Source organism: Nonomuraea sp. NPDC049784, from assembly GCF_040659615.1.
Classification (GTDB): domain Bacteria; phylum Actinomycetota; class Actinomycetes; order Streptosporangiales; family Streptosporangiaceae; genus Nonomuraea.
Window position 1 is genome coordinate 1 of record NZ_JBFAMX010000069.1, and the last position, 18,604, is coordinate 18,604.

The window sequence follows — 18,604 nt, forward strand, 5'->3', positions numbered from 1 at the left end:
TACAGGCTGTCGCCGTCGGCGATGAGCCGGTCGACGGCCGCGACCGTGCCGAGCGGCATGCCCGACTGCTGGTCGGCGGCGCCGTACGACGGCGCGGTGCGCAAGGCGATCGTGGCGTACAAGGAGCACGGGGCGGTGGCGTTGGCGGGGGTGCTGGCGGAGGCCGCGGCGTTCACCGTCGTGAGGGCGATCACCGGCACCGGGGCGGCGTCCTGGGCGGACAGGCCGTTCGCGGTGGTGCCGGTGCCCAGCGCGCGGCGGACGCGGCGGCATCGGGGGCACGATCCGGTCGGGCGGTTGGCGGTGCTGGTCACGGGGCAGCTGCGGGCGTACGGCATGCGGGCCGAGACCTGGACCGGCCTGAGCCAGTCGAGGTGGGTCGCCGACCAGGCGGGGCTGAGCTCCGCTGAGAGGAGTTCCAATCTCGCGGGGTCACTCCAGGTGCCTGAAGCCGCGAAAGTCCCTCCAGCGGCCTGTGCGCTGCTCCTGGACGACATCGTCACGACCGGCGCCACCCTCGTCGAGGCCACCCGGGCGCTGCGGTCGGCGGGGGTACGGGTGCCGCTGGCGGTGACCGTGGCCGCGACACGCCGAAGATCTTGAAAAGGATTGCGATCACAGTCCGTAAAGAAAGATCCAAATCATGACCCTCACCTGGAGGTCACATGTCGCTTCCCCCAGGGCCGCGGTGGGGCTGCTCAATGGGCGGGAGCCCCGTACTCATAAGGGTTGCCGATCGGTTAAATAGGGCATATAGGGCCCCCCGAAGACCCCGGGAAAGTCACAGTACGTGATCCTTTGGCCGATCCTCCGGCTGACATTCGTGCTGGATACGGATAGCGTTCTGACATGGCACCCGTTCGGGTCCGTGGTTGCGCAGGGTCGGGGTTCCCGGCTCTGCTAGCCGATGCCAGCCGCAGGCAAAACGGTCCACGTAAGGCGACTCTTTGTCGACCGATCACGGTGCGGCTTAGGGGTAAGTCCTGCCTTCCCGAGGGCCCAGATGACCCTCGCAAGAAGAGAAGGGCAGTAGTGGCGACAGAGCCGCGAGACCCTCAGCAGGCGGATGTGGGGTCGAAGACCAGGTCGGCCGGGCGGGTGCCACCTGAGTTCCCGAGGACGCAGAGTCGGAAGAGGGTAACGGTGAGAGAAAGGCAGACAACAGACCTCGTCCGACACGTACGTCGTCGGACGCTCTTGCTCAGTCGTTAGACCGAAGGGGGGCTGTTGCATGGACATCATCGTCAAGGGCCGGCACACAGGAGTGAGTGATCGGTTCCGCGACCAAGTGACGACCAAGCTGGCCAGGATCGAACGTCTGGACAACAAACTCATCCGAGTCGATGTGGAGGTGTCGAAGGAACGCAACCCGCGCCTCGCCGACCAGCGCGAGCGCGTCGAGCTCACCATTCACTCCCGAGGACCGGCCATCCGCGCCGAGGCCTCGGCCGACGACCGATTCGCAGCCCTCGACATGGCTCTCGACAAGCTGGAAGGCCGTCTCAGGCGACTGGCCGACCGGCGCAAGGTCCATCACGGCAACCACTGCCCGCCTTCGGTGGCGGAGATCACCGCGACGCTCCCTGACGTCGCCGACCTGGCCCCGCGGACGGAGCCCACCGTCCCCAAGCGGCAGGCCGAGCCCGACGAGGACGAGCTGGCCCAGAGCGACCAGCGCTACGACGACATCGTCCCGATAGAGATGGACGGCGAAGGGCCGCTCATCGTACGGGAGAAGTTCCACAAGGCGGAGCCCATGACCATCGACCAGGCCCTCCTCGAGATGGAGCTGGTCGGACACGATTTCTACCTGTTCCGTGACAAGGAGAGCGGCCAGCCGTGCGTCGTTTACAGCAGACGTGGTTACAACTACGGCGTGTTGCGGCTCGTAGAGCCCTGATCGCGCGCTAAAAGATCTTCTCGACCACCCGAGAACCGCGGCCACGTGCCATCATGGCGGTTCAACGGCTCTGGCCCCCCGACGAGGAGGAGACGTGAGCGAGCTCAGTCAGGTTCAGGTGAGCGAGCGAAGCGAGGGAAAGGCAGTCGCGAGGCACATCGAGGAGGCCTCGTGACCGAGTCCGGCGAGGCTCGCCCGTCAGTGAGCGAGCCGATCCGCGTGCTGATCGTTGACGATCACGAGCTGATCCGGAGGAGCCTGGCGCTTGCGCTGGCCGCTGAGCCCGACATCGAGGTGGTCGGTGAGGCGAGCGACGGGCAGGAGGCGGTCGAACTAGCCGATCGCCTCATGCCTGACGTCGCCCTCATGGACGTCCGCATGCCGCGGCAGGACGGGATCGAGGCGACGAAGGGCATCAAGGCCTCCGTCCCGAGCACCCGCATCATCATGCTGACGGTGAGCGACGAGGAAGAAGATCTCTTCGAGGCGATCAAGGCGGGAGCCACCGGCTACCTGCTCAAGGACGTCCAGATCAACGACGTGCCGGCCGCGGTGCGGGGCGTGCACGAGGGCCAGTCGTTAATCAACCCGGCGATGGCCGCCAAGCTCATCAGCGAGTTCGCGAACATGAGCCGCAAGGAGGCCGAGCGCCCGCCCCAGCTCCCCGTGCCGCGGCTGACCGACCGCGAGATGGAGGTCCTGCGACTGGTGGCCAAGGGGCTGAACAACCGCGAGATCGCCAAGCAACTGTTCATCTCCGAGAACACGGTGAAGAACCACGTGCGCAACATCCTCGACAAGCTCCAGCTGCATTCGCGCATGGAGGCTGTGGTGTACGCGGTGCGGGAGCGCATGCTGGAGATCACCTAGCGGCGTGACGGGCGAAGCCGACCCCCTTCGAGCAGTCACCGTACTGACTGAGCCAAGTATGGGACCAGCTCCGGTGGGTCGGCGCGTTCGACGCGTACGGCGTCGCAGCCCACCCACTCGGCCGCCGACCACAGGGCGTCGCTTAATGCGTCGGCCCACTTGGCGGTCGAGAGGCCCGGCTCCAGGTGGAGCTGCTTGATGACCAGGGTGGTGCCCTCGCGGGCCGGGTCGACGCGGCCGATCAGGCGGCCGCCGGCCAGAACCGGCATCGTGAAGTAGCCGTGGACGCGCTTGTGCTTGGGGACGTACAGCTCGAGCGTGTACTGGAAGCCGAAGACGCGCTCGGTGCGGCCGCGGTGCCAGATGAGGGAGTCGAACGGCGACAGCAACGTCGTGCGGTGCCGGCCGCGCGGCTCGGACTCCAGGGCCGCCGGGTCCGCCCAGGCGTTGGGCCGGCCCTTCTTGCCCGGCCAGCCCGTGACCGTCACGGGCACCAGGCCTGCGGCGCCGCTGAGGAGCAGCTCGTCGAGCATGGCCGCGTGCTCGCCCCTGAGGCGGAGGAAGTCGAGCAGGTCGGTCCGGTTGGCCACGCCCAGAGAGCGGCCCGCCACGGCGGCCAGGCGTGCGATGCACTCCTCGTCGGAGAGGTCCTCGGCCAGCAGGCCGGCGGGGACCACGCGCTCGGCCAGATCATAGACGCGCCGCCAGCCGACGCGGCGGCTGCAGACCAGCTCGCCGATGTCGAGCAGCCATTCCAGCCCGATCTTGGAGTCCGACCAGTCCCACCACGGGCCGCCGTTCTTGGCGCCGCCGACGTCGGAGGTCGTGAGCGGGCCCTGCTCGCGGACCTGCGTGAGCAGCTTGTCGACGCCGTCGGGGACCTCGTGCCAGCGGTAGCGCCGCTTGAGGTATGCCCGGCGCCTGAACGAATAGAGCGGCCAGTGCTCGATGGGCAGGATGCAGGCGGCGTGGCACCAGTATTCGAAGCTCTGGGCGGGATTGTGCCAGTAGGCCCGCTCGATCTTGGGCCTGCCCACCGCGCCCAGGCGGGCGTACGCGACCAGCTCGTGGGAGCGGGCCAGGACCGAGATCGTGTCGAGCTGCACGGCGCCCAGCCTGCGCAGCATGGCGTGCGCGCCGGCCTTGCGGGCGTCGGCGCCGATCAGGCCCTGCGAACGGAGGATGATCCGGCGCGCCTCGTCGGGGGTGAGGTCGGTGACACCGGTCATGGCTGAGATTCCGTACGGCGATGCATGCGAAGCAATGTAGCGGCGACGACCGACAAAACGGCGCCCGTCCGGCCTGGCCCGAGCGGCTGGTCCCGGCTTCGGGCCGCCGGTCCTGCCTCGCGCTGAGCCCGTCACCGCATCGCGCCGTGCTCGGCCGTGCCGTGTGCAGTTCGTCCACGCGTCGCCGCCACCCGGCGTCGCGGTGCGCGCATTCCCCCTGGCGCTGGCGTGTTCGCGGCGCGCGCATTCGCCCCGGCGCTGGTGTTTCGCGGGCTGCTTGTGCTGATTTGTGGCCGCCGTCGGGCCCGGTCATAAGCATGTGGCGGGCCGGCGAGCCGGCCCGCCACGCGCACGCCGGAGGACCGCCATCACAGCCGTGCCGGATGCCGGGCGCCAGTTCGGTGGTACGGAGGCGTCATCGGGGCCGTGCCGTGTCGCGCATGGGCTGCGGTGCGGGGAGCATGAGCGCTGGAGACACGCCCGGGATCCGGGGTCGGGGATGAGGGCGGTGGCGGGGCACCCGTTGGGGCGGGTGCCCGCTTGGTGCAGCCTGCGTCAGCGGTGATCCTCGGCGTGCATGCCCACGCGCGGCGCGTCGATCACGACGTCGGTGAAGATGTCGAAGACGAGGGCCAGGATGCCGCCCACGACGAACACGCCGGCGCCGACCCACACCATCGTCCAGTTGGCGGCAGTCAGGCCGAAGCCGGCCACCACGGTGCCCACCAGCATCACGGTCACCGCCAGCCACGAAGACGCGCGCCCGCCGTGGCTGCCGAGATTCTCCGCATGCTCCGACTTCGCCTCAACCATGACTAATCCTTCCTTTGCCGGTTATCGCGCTTATTGGTGCGAGCCGGCTCTCAACCGGCATACCCTCTGCCTTGCCCCATTCTCCCAGACGGGTCAGGCGCCCTCGTCGTCACGGTGGCTGTGTCTGGTTGCGGAACCGCCTACGATGGCAACGGGGAAGTTTGTCTCGGCCTCTCCTCCTGGCGGCGCCGCCGGGGTAGACCTGCGAGGAGCTTTACATAAAGTGGCAGCCATTCTCGACAAGATCCTACGTGCCGGCGAAGGTAAGACCCTGCGCAAGCTCAAGCGGATCGCAGACCAGGTCAACTCCATCGAGGACGACTTCACGAGCCTGTCCGACGCGGAGTTGCGTGCGCTGACGGACGAATTCAAGCAGCGCTATGCGGACGGCGACACCCTCGACGATCTGCTTCCCGAAGCGTTCGCGACCGTGCGCGAGGCGGCCCGCCGCGTGCTCGGCCAGCGGCCCTTCGACGTGCAGATCATGGGTGGCGCCAACCTCCACATGGGCAACATCTCGGAGATGAAGACCGGTGAGGGCAAGACCCTGACCTGTACGCTGCCCGCCTATCTCAACGCGCTCGCGGGCAAGGGCGTCCACGTCATCACCGTCAACGACTACCTGGTCAAGGTCGGCGCCGAGAACATGGGCCGCATCTACCGGTTCCTCGGCCTCGAGGTCGGCATGATCCTGGCCGGCCAGCAGCCCGACGAGCGCCGCAAGCAGTACCAGGCGGACATCACGTACGGCACCAACAACGAGTTCGGCTTCGACTACCTGCGCGACAACATGGCGTGGTCACTCGAAGAGTGCGTGCAGCGCGGCCACAACTACGCGATCGTCGACGAGGTCGACTCGATCCTGATCGACGAGGCCCGCACGCCGCTGATCATCTCCGGCCCCGGCGAGCAGTCGGGCAAGTGGTACCAGGAGTTCGCCAAGATCGTGCCCCGGCTGCGCAGGGGCGTCGAGGCGAAGAACCCCGGCGAGGAGAGCACCGGCGACTACATCGTCGACGAGAAGAAGCGCACGGTCGGCATTCTGGAGGCCGGTGTCGAAAAGGTCGAGGACTGGCTCGGCATCGACAACCTCTACAAGCCCGAGCACACCCACCTCGTCGGCTTCCTGAACAACGCGCTCAAGGCCAAGGAGCTGTTCAAGAAGGACAAGGACTACATCGTCTCCGACGGCGAGGTCCTGATCGTCGACGAGTTCACCGGCCGCATTCTGCACGGCCGCCGCTACAACGAGGGCATGCACCAGGCCATCGAGGCCAAAGAGAGCGTGAAGGTCAAGGACGAGAACCAGACCCTCGCCACGGTCACCCTGCAGAACTACTTCCGCCTCTACGAGAAGCTGTCCGGCATGACCGGCACGGCCGTCACCGAGGCCAACGAGTTCCACCAGACGTACAAACTGGGCGTCGTCCCGATCCCCACCAACCGGCCGATGATCCGCAAGGACCAGGCCGACGTGGTCTACAAGACCGAGGACGCCAAGTTCGACGCGGTGGTCGACGACATCAAGGAGCGCTACGAGGCCGGCCAGCCGGTCCTCGTCGGCACGACCTCGGTGGAGAAGTCCGAGCGGCTCTCCAAGGCGCTCAAGCGCCGCGGCGTGCCGCACGAGGTGCTCAACGCGAAGAACCACGCCCGCGAGGCCGCGATCATCGCGGAGGCGGGCCGCAAGGGCGCCGTCACCGTCGCCACCAACATGGCCGGTCGAGGCACCGACATCATGCTCGGCGGCAACTCCGAGTTCCGCGCCGACCTCGAGCTGCGCCAGCGCGGGCTCGACCCGGTCGAGACGCCGGAGGAGTACGAGAAGGCGTACCCCGAGGCGCTGGAGAAGGCCAGGGCGGCGGTCAAGGCCGAGCACGACGAGGTCACCGAGCTCGGCGGCCTCTACGTCCTCGGCACCGAGCGGCACGAGTCGCGCCGCATCGACAACCAGCTCCGTGGCCGTTCCGGCCGTCAGGGCGACCCCGGCGAGTCGCGGTTCTACCTGTCGCTCGGCGACGACCTCATGCGCCTGTTCAACTCGGCCAGGGTCGAGATGATCATGACCAGGCTCAACATCCCCGACGACCAGCCGATCGAGTCCGGCATCGTCTCCAAGGCGATCGCCTCCGCCCAGCACCAGGTCGAGCAGCAGAACTTCGAGATCCGCAAGGAAGTTCTCAAGTACGACGAGGTGATGGACCGCCAGCGCAAGGTCATCTACGCCGAGCGCCACCGCGTCCTGGAGGGCGCCGACCTGCACGAGCAGGTGCGCGGCTTCGTCGGCGAAGTGATCGACGGCTACGTGCAGGGCGCCACGTCCGAGGGCTTCGCCGAGGAGTGGGACCTCGACAAGCTGTGGAAGGCGTTCGGGGAGCTCTACCCGACCTCGGTCAGGATCGACGACGTCATCGAGGAGGCCGGCGGGCGCGAGGAGCTGTCCGCCGAGCTCATCAGCGAGAAGGTCAAGGCGGACGCGCTCGAGGCCTACGCCAGGCGCGAGGCCGAGTTCGGCCCCGAGACCATGCGCGACCTGGAGCGCCGTGTGATCCTCTCGGTTCTCGACAGGAAGTGGCGCGAGCACCTCTACGAGATGGACTACCTGCGCGAGGGCATCGGCATGCGGGCCTACGCGCAGAAGGACCCCAAGATCGAATACGCGCGCGAGGGCTTCGAGATGTTCGCCGCGATGCTCGAGGGCATCAAGGAGGACTCCGTCGGGTTCCTGTTCAACCTCGAGGTGGAGGTCCAGGAAAACCCGATCGTCGAGGAAGAGGACGCGGTGATCGCGGAAACCCGCTCGATCATCGCGCGCGGGCTGCGCGGGCCCGAGCGGCCCGCCGAGCTCGAATACTCGGCGCCTGGCGAGCAGGGCGACGTCGAGCACACCCGGGTCCGCACCACTTCGGAGGAGCGGGCCGCGTACGGGAACGTGGAGCGTAACGCGCCTTGCCCGTGCGGGTCCGGCAAGAAGTACAAGCGCTGCCACGGCGATCCCAAGAACGCCGCCTGACAGCTCCTCAGAGACCCCCGCTTCGTGTGGGGGTCTCTCTTTTTCCTACGCCGTTTCGAAGTCCGTGCAGAGCCATTGGACGCCTCTCCGTTCGAGGCGGATGGCGAGTACATGGTTGCGCTCGCCGCAATGTATGAGGAGGCACATCTCCACCGCGCCCTCTCGGGGCTCCTTCACGTGCACGCTTCCGGCGAACGGCGGGCGGGCCGTCTGGATCATCTGCCCAGCCTGGACGAGCTCCCGGTAGGCGCGGGCCGTGAGCTTGTCCGCCACCGTTTCCGGAGGGCGCCGGCCCGCCAGGACCTCGGCCAGGGCCTGTCCCAGGTGGCGCAGCTTGCGCTCGTCGGGAATGGCCCCTGGCGGGCCCCATACCAGGGGGCGCGGGTCCAGAGCCAGCGCACCGTGGATTTCCGGAGTCCCGAGTTGCGCCGTCGGCTGCTCTTCGTCGTACGGGGGCTCGGGGACGGGGGTGATGCCGACGCGGGGGGCTGGTGACACGCATCCTCCAAACTCTTGGCGAAGAAACAATCGCTTTTAAGGAGTTTTTGGTCTGGCTGAGGAATACAAATGCCGCCAACTTCTCCGAGCGTCGATTGAGCTTGTCCGGGTTTGGTGGAGAAGGTTGCTGGAAGTTGGATCCCCCGATGTGGGGTCGCAGGGCAGTTTCGGGCGTAATCATGTTGCCTGAGGGACGCCCCAAACCGTTCTGGTCGAGCCAAGAGATAGTTAGGTTTCGCCCGAATCGACGTCCGGCTCGGGCTCGCGGCCCGGGGTCATGATGTTGAGCTTGCGTATGAGGAACGTGAAGACCACGTAATAAACCACCCCATAAACGACACCCAATATCAGAATTCCGGGCAAGTTCTGGGTATTCGACTTGCTGGCGTTCAGGAGCATGTCCAGCAGGCCCGCGGAGAAGCCGAACCCCAGCTGGCCGCCGATCAAGGTGGTCAAGGCCATGGCCAGGCCGGTCAGTACGGCGTGCACCACCAGCAGCAGGGGCGCCACGAAGATGAAGGCGAACTCGATCGGCTCCGTGATCCCCGTGACGAACGACGCCAGGGCGGCCGACAGCATGATGCCGCCCACCGTGGCCCGGCGGTGCGGCGGGGCCGCGCGCCACATGGCCAGAGCCGCGGCGGGCAGAGCGAACATCATGATCGGGAAGAAGCCGGCCATGAACTGGCCGGAGTGCGGGGCGCCGCCGAAGTAGCAGTTCCAGTCCCCGCCCAGCACGCGGCCGCCGACATCGCACTGCGGCACCACGTACCAGACCACCGAGTTGACGAAGTGGTGCAGGCCGAGGGGGATCAGGAGGCGGTTGATCAGGCCATAGATGCCGGTCCCGATCGGCCCGAGCGCGGCCAGGGCCTCGCCCGCGTGGCGGATCCACTCGCCGATCACCGGCCAGAGCCAGCCGAAGAGCACGCCGAGGACCAGCGCCGCGATGGAGGTGATGATCGGCACGAATCTGCGCCCGCCGAAGAAGGCCAGCCAGGACGGCAGCTTGATGCGGTAGAAGCGCTGCCAGAGCAGGGCGGTGACCAGGCCCATGACGATGCCGCCGAGGACCTTGGTCGGGTTCTGCATGCCGTAGTCGATGACCTCCTTGACGCCCTGGGCCTGGACCTCCTTGATGAGGACGGTGTCCCTGATGTCCGAGCCGAAGAACATCACCTTCGACACGCGGTCGAAGACCAGGTAGCCGACCACGGCGGCCAGCGCGGTGGAGCCGTCGGCCTTGCGGGCGAAGCCGATCGCCACCCCCACGGCGAACAGCAGCGGCAGGTTCTCGAGCAGCGCCGCGCCGGCCGCGGCCAGCACCTCGGCCACCTGGTTCATCCAGGCGAACCCGGCCACGTCCGCCAGGCCCCCCGGCTCGGCGCCGTTGGAGCCCAGCATGTCGGGCTGGCCGAAGCGCAGCAGCAGAGCGGCCGCGGGCAGGGCGGCGATGGGCAGCATCAGGGAGCGGCCCAGCCGCTGGAGCACGGTCATCACGCGAGCGAACGGCGAAGGCCGGGCGGCGGTGGTCTCGTTCACCGGGCGTTCCTCCGAGCCGGGTGAGGCCTCAGCCCCGTCTTACGGGCATTTCCAGGATCGTACGCAGCTGGTAGCGGTCCGCGCGGTACGTGGACACGCCCAGCTCCGCACAGACGCCGCCGGCGAACGACCTGCGTTGCAGCAACAGTACGGCGCCGCCGCGAGGCAGCTTCAGCAGGTCGGCGTCGCTCGGGTCGGCGATGCCGCCGTCGATGGTGAGCTCGCCCGCGTCCATGACCAGGCCGTAGCGGCTCTCCAACAGCTCATACAACGATTTGTCCGACAGATCCAGGGAACCTAGGTCGGGTGCGAGCTTGACCGGGATGTGGGCCCGTTCGATGGACAGCGGCTCCCCGTCGGCCGTCCGCAGCCGCTCGATGAAGTGCACCTCCTCGCCCGGCTGGATCCCCAGCTCCTTGGCCAGGTGGGCGCTGGCCCGCACGATCCGCCGGTCGAGGTCGCGCGAGCCCGGGATCATGCCTCGCGCTCTCATGTCGTCGGTGAACGACGTCAGCTGGAGCGCCAGCTCGATCTTGGGTCGGGCGACGAACGTTCCCTTGCCGGGCACGCGGTGCAGGCGGCCCTCGGACACGAGGTGGTCGACGGCCTGCCGTACGGTCATCCTGGACAGGCCGAAGCGCTGGCAGAGCTCGCGCTCGGACGGGATGGCCGCCCCGATGCTGAGCTCGTCGCTGTCGATGAGGTCCAGCAGGATCTCGCGAAGCTGGAAGTACTTGGGCACCGGGCTGTCCGGATCGATGTGCGCCACGGATCCTCCCCTCGAACGTGACCTGGGCAATGGGTTATGGTTCGTACTGGTCTAGTCCGGACTAGACCACATGTCGCGAAATGCGGTCAAGCCCGCACCGGAACCATTTAAGGAATGAGTCCGAGATGACCACGAAGATGCGCAGCGAGATCGCCGAGCAGCCGGCCGCGCTCCGGGCCACGCTGGACGCCCTGCTGCCGAGGGCCGGCGAGGTGAGGGCGGTGGGCGAGCAGACTCGCCAGCTGCTGTTCATCGCGCGGGGCACCTCCGACAACGCAGCAGTGTACGGCCGTTACCTGGTCGAATCGCACGCCGGTCGACTGGCCGCGCTGGCCGCGCCCTCGATCGCGACGACGTACAAGCGCCGGCTCGACCTGGACGGGGTGCTGGCCGTCGCGATCTCGCAGTCGGGGCGCACTGAGGAGATTGTCGAGACGCTGGCCTGGGCCAAGGACTGCGGGGCAAGGACCGTCGGCATCACGAACGGGGGAGAGGACAGCCCCCTCGCGCAGGCCGCCGACGTGGCCCTGTGCACGGTCGCCGGGGAGGAGAAGGCCGTTCCCGCGACGAAGACGTACACGACGCAGCTCGCCGCGCTGGCCGTGCTCGCGCTGGGGCTGGGCGCCGACGTGGACGCGGACGACCTGCGGCGGGTGCCCGAGGCGGTGGAGAAGCTGATCGCCGAGCCGGGCGATCTGGACGCCGTGGTCGAGGGGCTGTTCGACAAGCCAGGTGTCGTCGTGTCCGGGCGCGGGCTGGCGTTCTCGACGGCCCTGGAGACAGCGCTGAAGCTCAAGGAGGCCTGCTACCTGCACGCCATGGGCCTGTCGTACGCCGACCTGCTGCACGGCCCCATCGCCGTGGTCGACGCCGACACCCCCGCGCTGCTGGTCGCCGCCCAGAACAGCCCGACGCTGCCCGGCACGATCTCGCTGGCCGAGCGCGTGGTGGCTGCAGGCGCGGCGGCGTACACGGTCGGGGGCGGCGAGGCGCTGGCGCGGGCGGGCACGGCCGCGCTGAACGGCCCCGACCTGCCCGAATGGGTGGCGCCCATGGGCCTGATCGTGCCGGGCCAACTGCTCACCGAGGCGCTGGCCCGCAGGCTCGGCATCGACCCTGACGCGCCGCGCGGACTGAACAAGGTCACCCAGACCGACTGATTTAACCTGGTCACAAAAGCTAGGGAGGGCCGGATGGCGGCGGATGCGAACGCGATCATCGCCGGGCTCGGCGGGGCCGACAACATCATCGAGATCGAGCCCTGCATCACCCGGTTGCGCACGGAGGTGCATGACGCGTCCAAAGTCGACCAGGCCGCACTCAGGGCGGCGGGCGCGCACGGCGTGATGGCCGCGGGAAACGTGGTCCAAGTCGTCGTGGGGCCGGAGGCGGACACCATCGCCAGCGACATCGAGGACATCATCGGCTAAGGGCGAGATCATGACGACTGTTCTCGCCCCGGTCGAGGGGGAGGCTGTGAGGCTGGCCGCCGTGCCCGATCCGGTGTTCTCCGCTGGGCTCGTCGGGCCGGGAGCGGCGATCGATCCACTGAGGGGGCCCGGGAAGGCCGTAGCCCCCATAGCGGGAAAAATCATGAAACTGCATCCGCACGCGTACGTGATCGTGGGCGACGACGGCAAAGGCGTGCTGGTGCACCTGGGAATCGACACTGTCCAGCTCAAAGGCACGGGGTTCCAGCTCCTTGCCGCCGAGGGCGACAGGGTCAGCGCCGGGCAGCCCATTGTGGCGTGGGACCCGGCGGTCATCGAGGCGGGCGGGCGCTCTCCCGTCTGCCCGGTCGTGGCGCTCGACGCCGACTCCGTGAGCGCGGTCGCTGAGGGGGCAGTGCATATGGGAGACGAGCTTTTCCGATGGGACTAGCCACGGCGGCCGAGGCGTCACAATGAACGGGCGCTATCAGACAGAGGGTCCGGCTGGTCTGGACCGGCACAGAAGGAGGAGTAATGGGTGAGCGTAAGGTCACCGTGGCTGCGGAGGTGGGGCTGCACGCCCGGCCCGCCGCGACTTTCGTCCAGCGGGCCAAGAAGGCCCCCATGGACATCACGGTGACGAAGTCCCACGGCGGGGAGAAGGTCAACGGCAAGAGCATCCTCGCGATCATGGCGCTGGACGTCAGGCAGGGTGAGACCGTCGTGATCAGCGCGGACGGCGAGGGCGCGGAAGAGGTCCTCGACGAGTTGGCCGAGATCGCCGGCACGCCATGAACCTGCGGGGGGTCGGGGTCAGCCCGGGCATCGGGCACGGCCCCGCTTACGTGCTGACCGTCTCAGTGCCCGAACCCCCCGAGGGCGCCACCTACACAGGCGAGGCGGATCAGGAGAAGGAGCGCGCGATGGTCGCGCTCACGCAGGTCGCGGGCGAGCTCGAGGCCCGCGGCAACCGCGCGGGCGGCGAGGCCGAGGAGATACTCAAGGCCCAGGCGCTGATGGCGGAGGACCCCGGGCTGGTCGTGAAGGTGCGAACGCTGATCGACCGCGGCCTGGCCGCTCCCAGGGCGATCTTTGAAGCTTTCACGAAATATCGGAACGTGCTGGCCGGTTCCGGCGGTTACCTGGGCGAGCGCGCCGCCGACCTCGACGACATCAGGGACCGCGTGATCGCGCTGCTCTACGGGCGCGCCATGCAGGGGCTCCCGATCGCTCCCGAGGAGCCGTACGTGCTGGTCGCCAGGGACCTCGCCCCCGCCGACACGGCGCTGCTGCGTAAGCAGGACGTCGCCGCGTTCGTCACCGAGGAGGGCGGCCCCACCAGCCACACCGCGATCATCGCCAGGGCGATGGGCGTGCCCGCCGTCGTGGCCTGCCCGGGTGCGACCACCATCTGCCCTGGCGTCCGGGTGATGGCCGACGGCACCTCGGGAGACGTGCGCGTGGAGCCGGCCGAGTCCGACGTGGCCGAGGCGGTCGGCGCGGACACCGCCAGGCAGACCGCGTTCGCCTCGGCGAAGGGTCCCGGCAGGACCGCCGACGGGCACGCGGTTCCGCTGCACGCTAACATCGGCGGCCCGTCCGAACTCGACGACGCCATCAGTGCGGGAGCCGAGGGCGTCGGGCTCTACCGGACCGAGTTCCTCTTCCTCGACAGGACCGAGCCGCCCTCCGCCGAGGAGCAGCGGCGTGCCTACCAGGCGGCGCTGGAGGCGTTCCCCGGCGGCAAGGTGATCGTGCGCACGCTGGACGGCGGGGCCGACAAGCCGCTGGCGTTCCTGCCCGCGCCTCCCGAGCCGAACCCGGCGCTGGGGGAGCGGGGGCTGCGCAGGTTCAGGAGGTTCCCCGACGTCATGGAGGCGCAGCTCGGCGCGCTGGCGGCCGTCGCGTCCCCAGGGCTCCAGGTCATGGCGCCGATGGTGGCCACGGCCGAGGAGGCGGGCTGGTTCGCGCAGGAGTGCCGGGCCAGGGGCCTGAGCGACGTGGGTGTGATGATCGAGATCCCGTCTGCCGCGCTGAGGGCCCGGGAGTTGCTCGCCCGGGTGGACTTCGTCTCGATCGGGACCAACGACCTCGCCCAGTACGCCTTCGCCGCCGACCGCCAGGTCGCCGCCGTGAGCGCGCTGCACGACCCGTGGCTGCCCGCGCTGCTCGACCTGGTCGCCATGACCGCGGACGCCGCATCGAAAACCGGCAAGCCGTGCGGCGTCTGCGGCGAGTCGGCCGCCGACCCGGCGCTGGCGTGCGTGCTCGTCGGGCTCGGGGTCTCCACGCTGTCGATGGCGGCCGCCGCGCTGCCCGCCGTACGCGCCGTATTGGCCGCGCACACGCTGGACCAGTGCCGCCGTGCCGCCGAGGCCACGCGGGCGCAGCCGACGGCGGGTTACGCGCGTGCGGCGGCCCGAGCGCACCTGCCCGGCCTCGACCGGCTGGGCCTGTAACCCGCCCAGGCCGGCCTCAGCCCGCCTCAGCTTGAGATGGGCCCACGCCGGAGCACGCCTGGGTTTGGTAAAAGGGCGGTCTCACCCGGGTCATCGCATGGATACCTTTGGAGGCATGCTTCGACGGATCGGTACGGCAGGCCTCCTCGCGATCGCTCTCACCGCCTGCGACTCGGCGGGCGCGACTCCCACCGGAGGCAAGGCCGCGCCGCCCGCGCAGACCACGACCCCGCAGAGCCCGCCGCAGGCCCAGGCGGACTCCGTCGAGCGCGCCCTGTCGAAGATGAACGTCGAGGAGAAGGTCGGCCAGCTCTTCATGCCCGTCCTGTACGGCGCCGCGGCCGACACGGTGTCAGGCGAGAACCAGGCCAGGTACGGCGCCGGCACCCCGGCCAAGGTCATCGCCAAGTACCACCTCGGCGGCGTGATCCTCTTCCCGCACAACATCAAGGGCGTCGGCCAGGTCGTCGGCCTCACCAACGGCCTGCAGAAGGCGTCCAAGGACGTCCCGCTCCTGATCGGCACCGACCAGGAGAACGGCCTGGTGGCCAGGATGTCCGCGCTGATGACCGACTTCCCCGGCGCCGCCGAGATCGGCGCGACCAAGGACCCCGACCGGGCGCGGGCCGTGGCCGAGGCCACCGGCGAGGAGCTGCGCGCGCTCGGCGTCAACCTCGACTTCGCCCCGGTCGCCGACGTGAACGTGAACCCTAACAACCCGGTCATCGGCCGCCGGGCCTACGGCGACGACCCGGCACGGGTGGCGAAGATGGTGGCGGCGGCGGTCAAGGGGTTCGGCGAGGCGAAGGTGGCCGCCACCGCCAAGCACTTCCCCGGCCACGGCGACACCAACGTCGACAGCCACACCGGGCTACCTGTGATCAAGCACACGAAGGCCCAGTGGGAGCGGATCGACGCGCCGCCGTTCAAGGCCGCGATCGGTGCGGGGGTGGACGCCGTGATGAGCGCCCACATCGTCTTCCCCAAGCTGGACCCGTCGGGAGACCCGGCCACGCTGTCCAAGCCCATCCTGACCGGCCTGCTCAGGCAGAAGCTCGGCTTCAAGGGCGTGATCTCCACCGACGCGCTCAACATGGAGGGTGTGCGCAAGAAGTACAACGACGGGGAGATCGCGGTGCGGGCCGTCCTGGCCGGGGCCGACCTGCTGCTCATGCCGAACGACCTGCCCAAGGCGTATCAGGCGGTGGTGGCGGCGGTGAAGTCGGGGCGGATCTCGCAGCAGCGGCTCGACCAGTCGGTCACCCGGCTGCTCACGCTCAGGCAGAACAGGGGATTCCTGGTCAAGGCCCCCGTGGCCGACGCGGACGAGGCGGCCGGCGTGCTGCGCTCCGCGGAGCACCGCAGGCTGGCCGCCCGCGTCACGCGTTAGTGCTCGCCGCGCAGCCCGCTGGCGATGAACATCCCAGCCAGCATGGCGAACAGGAACGCCTGCAGGAACTGGATGAACATCTCGAACGCGGTCATCACGATCGTCACCAGCACGCCGACGACGCCGAGGCCCGCGCCCAGCAGGGTGAGCCGCTCGAACAGGAACCAGAAGCCCACCGAGCTGAAGAAGGCCACGAGGACGTGGCCGGCGAACATGTTCGCGAACAGCCGCATGAAGTGGGTGAACAGCGACGTGAGGAACACCTCGGCCAGGATCATCGGGGCGTAGAGCCCGTACGCCCAGCCCGGCAGGCCGGGCAGGTGCACGATGCCCCTCAGGTAGCCGCGTACGCCGTGGTGGCGGACGCCCAGGTAGACCTTGATGCCGTACACGGTGAGCGCCAGCACCAGGGGGAAGGCGATGTGCGCGGCCAGGGGGAACTGGATGAGCGGGATGATGCCCATCAGGTTCCAGATGAGCACGGTCAGGAAGACCGTGAGGAGGAAGCCCATCCAGCGGTCGGAGTCCTTGCCGAGGTTGGGCTTGGCGATCTGCTCGCGCACGAACACGTACGCGTACTCGCCGATGCTCTGCCAGCCGCGTGGGATGATCTTCGGCTTGGCGAACGCGGCCCAGCACACGGCGATGGCGACAGCCGAGCTGAGCAGGGCGATGAGCACCGGTTTGGTGAGCCATTCCGGACCGCCGGGGAAGATCGGCGGGAACTCGAAGAGTTCCAGGCCTGGGGCTTTCCATCGGTCAGGGGAGGTGATCAGGATCGTCGTCCGCACGGCGGTCCTTTCTGGGTAGCGACCTATCGCTGGAGGATCACCTTAACGGGATATTTCGGACATTCTTTTTGTGGGGTTTTGTCGATTATCAAACGCTCGGTCGGTGTAAAGGAGGCATCCGGGGCTGCTCTACCCTGGAACGGTGCTTACGGGTGTGCTCATCGACTGGGGCGGGGTGCTGACGACCGGCCTTTCGGACGCCATCACGCGCTGGATCGTGGCCGACAGGATCGACGGCGACCACTACCGCGAGGTGATGCGGGAGATGGTCGACCACGCCTACCACGGCGACGGCGAGAGTGTCGTCCACGCGCTGGAGAGGGGCGAGATCGACGGCGCCGCTTTCGAGCGTGACCTCGCCGCCAGGCTGCTGACCCTGGACGGCGTGCCGCCCTTGGCCGAAGGGCTGCTCACCCGGATGTTCGCGGGATTCGAACGAGTTGACGCTATGTACGAGATGCTCCGCGACGTACGGAAAAATGGTGTCAAAACGTGTTTGCTCTCTAACTCCTGGTCAAACGAGTATCCCCGTGACGACTGGGACGAGGTCTTCGACGCGGTCGTGATCTCCGGCGAGGTCGGCATGCGCAAACCCGAGCCCCGCATCTTCCACCACGCGCTCGACCTGATCGGCCTCGGCGGCGAGGAATGCGTGCTCGTCGACGACATCGAGGCCAACATCCTTGCCGCCCGCGCGCTCGGCATCGCCGGCATTCACCACAGAGACGCGGACTCGACCATCGCGGAACTCGAGACTCTCCTCCGTCTGACGTTGCGACGGGCAAGATAGAGCACGCCGGGCGGAGCTCGGCCAGAAAGCACGAAAGGTTCGTCATGCGCGTCTATCTGCCGTGCACTCTCCCGGCCCTGGCCACAGCGGTCGAGGTAGGAGAGTTGGGCCCGGCCCCGCTGACCGGCTACGCGGTGACCCCCGCGCTGACCGAGTGGTATGCCTCGGGTGACACCGAGGAGCTCGAATACGTGGCGCTCACCGAGGCGGCCCGCGCCTCGCTGCGGATGCTGGCCGCCGACCTCGCCGACGGCGTCGAGGCAGCGCCGCGGCGCGTGGTGGTCGCCGCCGAGGTGCCCGACCGCTCGGTCTCCGCGGGGGTCGATCTGGAGGAACGGGCGCGAGTACGCCTCGCCGACTCGATCCCGCTGGCCAAGGTGGCCGCAGTGCACATCGACGACCACGAGGCCATCCCCGACATCGAGGCCGCCATCGCCGCGCTGCCCGCCGCCGACGAGGGCGACGACGACGCGAGATTCACCGTGGACGGGGCCGAGGCGCACGAGCTCATGTGGTACGCCACGCAGGAGATCCCCGACCTCCTGCGCTGATAACGGTGGTGTCACATCGATCACACTTCCTTGAACATCCGGAGCCGGGCCTCGCTAGGGTCGCGACGCAGCACTGTCCGTCGGACGCAAGGAGTCGGTCCCAAGTGAAGCTTCGAGTCGCGGCCACCGCCGTGGGCGCCTTGGCAGCGGCCCTGCTGGCGGTCGCCCCCGCGAACGCGCAGGCCAAGCCGCATCCGTACGACCACCAGGACCCGGCCAAGTCGGGCTGCTGGAACTCGGCCAAGGTGGTGCGGACGGCCGACATCAAGAGCCGTGTGGAAAAGGTCGGGACGATCAAGCTGTGGTGGTCCTTCAAGTGCAAGACCAACTGGGTGGAGATCAGATCGTCCTCCTCGGCGACCGGCACCATCAGCGTCTACGCCGCAGACAAGCGGTATGACCAGTTCCGGTTCAAGGCGGGCAACAAGGGCCGGCACTGGGGCAACATGGTCGAGGCCAACAACATGTGCGCCTACGGCACCGTCTCGCTCCAGTGGAATGGCGGCCGCGGCGGTCAGAACGCCTCCGGCAGCACCACCAGGGCCTGCGACTAGCTTTT

The 18,604-nt window shown here is 68.5% G+C and carries 19 protein-coding genes; 13 read left to right on the forward strand and 6 right to left on the reverse strand.

Translation table 11 applies throughout. The annotated features are described in order from the left end of the window. Positions 1-96 precede the first annotated feature (96 nt). The 3 genes from AB0J09_RS17370 to AB0J09_RS17380 all read left to right on the forward strand — a co-directional run bounded on the left by AB0J09_RS17370 (position 97) and on the right by AB0J09_RS17380 (position 2,770). Positions 97-603 (forward strand): hypothetical protein, encoded by a 507-nt coding sequence (locus tag AB0J09_RS17370; protein ID WP_360691283.1) that lies wholly within the window; start codon positions 97-99, stop codon positions 601-603. A 628-nt stretch (positions 604-1,231) separates the two neighbouring features. Beyond that, on the forward strand, positions 1,232-1,900 hold the full coding sequence (gene raiA / locus AB0J09_RS17375) for a ribosome-associated translation inhibitor RaiA (RefSeq protein ID WP_360691286.1): 669 nt from the start codon (positions 1,232-1,234) through the stop codon (positions 1,898-1,900). Positions 1,901-2,071: 171 nt separating this feature from the next. After that, positions 2,072-2,770 (forward strand): response regulator transcription factor, encoded by a 699-nt coding sequence (locus tag AB0J09_RS17380; RefSeq protein ID WP_360691289.1) that lies wholly within the window; start codon positions 2,072-2,074, stop codon positions 2,768-2,770. Positions 2,771-2,805: 35 nt separating this feature from the next. Here AB0J09_RS17380 and AB0J09_RS17385 read toward each other — a convergent pair whose 3' ends face one another. Continuing rightward, a complete protein-coding gene (locus AB0J09_RS17385; protein ID WP_360691292.1) occupies positions 2,806-3,999 on the reverse strand; it encodes a crosslink repair DNA glycosylase YcaQ family protein in 1,194 nt (397 codons plus the stop codon). Positions 4,000-4,554: 555 nt separating this feature from the next. Then, the gene (locus AB0J09_RS17390; protein ID WP_360691295.1) at positions 4,555-4,812 is read right to left on the reverse strand and encodes an HGxxPAAW family protein; all 258 of its coding nucleotides are present in this window, start codon (positions 4,810-4,812) and stop codon (positions 4,555-4,557) included. Positions 4,813-5,035: 223 nt separating this feature from the next. Between AB0J09_RS17390 and secA the strand changes: the two genes are divergently transcribed. After that, a complete protein-coding gene (secA, locus tag AB0J09_RS17395; protein ID WP_360691298.1) occupies positions 5,036-7,825 on the forward strand; it encodes a preprotein translocase subunit SecA in 2,790 nt (929 codons plus the stop codon). A 45-nt stretch (positions 7,826-7,870) separates the two neighbouring features. Here secA and AB0J09_RS17400 read toward each other — a convergent pair whose 3' ends face one another. From AB0J09_RS17400 to AB0J09_RS17410, 3 genes are all read right to left on the reverse strand, one after another. Further along, on the reverse strand, positions 7,871-8,323 hold the full coding sequence (locus tag AB0J09_RS17400) for an Rv3235 family protein (RefSeq protein ID WP_360691301.1): 453 nt from the start codon (positions 8,321-8,323) through the stop codon (positions 7,871-7,873). A gap of 228 nt (positions 8,324-8,551) precedes the next feature. Then, entirely contained in the window at positions 8,552-9,865 is a 1,314-nt protein-coding gene (locus AB0J09_RS17405; protein ID WP_360691304.1) for a PTS transporter subunit EIIC, read from the reverse strand. Between the two features lie 28 nt (positions 9,866-9,893). Continuing rightward, a complete protein-coding gene (locus AB0J09_RS17410) occupies positions 9,894-10,634 on the reverse strand; it encodes a GntR family transcriptional regulator (protein ID WP_344996602.1) in 741 nt (246 codons plus the stop codon). A 125-nt stretch (positions 10,635-10,759) separates the two neighbouring features. On the opposite strand from AB0J09_RS17410, the gene AB0J09_RS17415 reads away from it, so the two are divergent. From AB0J09_RS17415 to nagZ, 6 genes are all read left to right on the forward strand, one after another. Further along, a complete protein-coding gene (locus tag AB0J09_RS17415) occupies positions 10,760-11,794 on the forward strand; it encodes an SIS domain-containing protein (RefSeq protein ID WP_360691307.1) in 1,035 nt (344 codons plus the stop codon). A 6-nt stretch (positions 11,795-11,800) separates the two neighbouring features. Then, positions 11,801-12,064: a PTS glucose/sucrose transporter subunit IIB gene (locus tag AB0J09_RS17420; RefSeq protein ID WP_360691366.1), complete on the forward strand. Its 264-nt coding sequence runs from the start codon at positions 11,801-11,803 to the stop codon at positions 12,062-12,064. A 10-nt stretch (positions 12,065-12,074) separates the two neighbouring features. Next, complete coding sequence (locus AB0J09_RS17425) at positions 12,075-12,515, forward strand: PTS glucose transporter subunit IIA (protein WP_360691310.1); 441 nt, start codon at positions 12,075-12,077, stop codon at positions 12,513-12,515. Between the two features lie 83 nt (positions 12,516-12,598). Next, positions 12,599-12,859 (forward strand): HPr family phosphocarrier protein, encoded by a 261-nt coding sequence (locus AB0J09_RS17430; RefSeq protein ID WP_360691312.1) that lies wholly within the window; start codon positions 12,599-12,601, stop codon positions 12,857-12,859. Then, positions 12,856-14,523, forward strand: coding sequence for a phosphoenolpyruvate--protein phosphotransferase (gene ptsP / locus AB0J09_RS17435; RefSeq protein WP_360691315.1), 1,668 nt, complete (start codon positions 12,856-12,858; stop codon positions 14,521-14,523). Before AB0J09_RS17430 ends, ptsP begins: the two co-directional genes overlap by 4 nt. A 115-nt stretch (positions 14,524-14,638) precedes the next feature. Beyond that, entirely contained in the window at positions 14,639-15,913 is a 1,275-nt protein-coding gene (gene nagZ / locus AB0J09_RS17440; protein WP_360691318.1) for a beta-N-acetylhexosaminidase, read from the forward strand. Here nagZ and AB0J09_RS17445 read toward each other — a convergent pair. Then, positions 15,910-16,704, reverse strand: a complete 795-nt coding sequence (locus AB0J09_RS17445) for a F0F1 ATP synthase subunit A (RefSeq protein WP_360691322.1) — start codon at positions 16,702-16,704, stop codon at positions 15,910-15,912. The two genes, nagZ and AB0J09_RS17445, sit on opposite strands and share 4 nt — an antisense overlap. 142 nt (positions 16,705-16,846) lie before the next feature. On the opposite strand from AB0J09_RS17445, the gene AB0J09_RS17450 reads away from it, so the two are divergent. From AB0J09_RS17450 to AB0J09_RS17460, 3 genes are all read left to right on the forward strand, one after another. Beyond that, positions 16,847-17,494 carry an HAD family phosphatase gene (locus AB0J09_RS17450; RefSeq protein ID WP_360691325.1) on the forward strand — a complete coding sequence of 216 codons (648 nt, stop codon included), beginning with the start codon at positions 16,847-16,849 and terminating at the stop codon, positions 17,492-17,494. A 44-nt stretch (positions 17,495-17,538) separates the two neighbouring features. Further along, a complete protein-coding gene (locus AB0J09_RS17455) occupies positions 17,539-18,045 on the forward strand; it encodes a hypothetical protein (protein WP_360691328.1) in 507 nt (168 codons plus the stop codon). Positions 18,046-18,149: 104 nt separating this feature from the next. Continuing rightward, entirely contained in the window at positions 18,150-18,599 is a 450-nt protein-coding gene (locus tag AB0J09_RS17460; RefSeq protein WP_360691331.1) for a DUF2690 domain-containing protein, read from the forward strand. Positions 18,600-18,604: the final 5 nt, after the last annotated feature.

What these genes read in the sequence shown, in the direction of transcription:
- raiA (WP_360691286.1), top strand. Translation starts at nt 1,232, where the DNA reads ATGGACATCATCGTCAAGGGCCGGCACACAGGAGTGAGTGATCGGTTC.
- AB0J09_RS17385 (WP_360691292.1), bottom strand. Translation starts at nt 3,999, where the DNA reads ATGACCGGTGTCACCGACCTCACCCCCGACGAGGCGCGCCGGATCATC.
- AB0J09_RS17390 (WP_360691295.1), bottom strand. Translation starts at nt 4,812, where the DNA reads ATGGTTGAGGCGAAGTCGGAGCATGCGGAGAATCTCGGCAGCCACGGC.
- AB0J09_RS17415 (WP_360691307.1), top strand. Translation starts at nt 10,760, where the DNA reads ATGACCACGAAGATGCGCAGCGAGATCGCCGAGCAGCCGGCCGCGCTC.
- AB0J09_RS17425 (WP_360691310.1), top strand. Translation starts at nt 12,075, where the DNA reads ATGACGACTGTTCTCGCCCCGGTCGAGGGGGAGGCTGTGAGGCTGGCC.
- AB0J09_RS17430 (WP_360691312.1), top strand. Translation starts at nt 12,599, where the DNA reads ATGGGTGAGCGTAAGGTCACCGTGGCTGCGGAGGTGGGGCTGCACGCC.
- ptsP (WP_360691315.1), top strand. Translation starts at nt 12,856, where the DNA reads ATGAACCTGCGGGGGGTCGGGGTCAGCCCGGGCATCGGGCACGGCCCC.
- nagZ (WP_360691318.1), top strand. Translation starts at nt 14,639, where the DNA reads ATGCTTCGACGGATCGGTACGGCAGGCCTCCTCGCGATCGCTCTCACC.
- AB0J09_RS17455 (WP_360691328.1), top strand. Translation starts at nt 17,539, where the DNA reads ATGCGCGTCTATCTGCCGTGCACTCTCCCGGCCCTGGCCACAGCGGTC.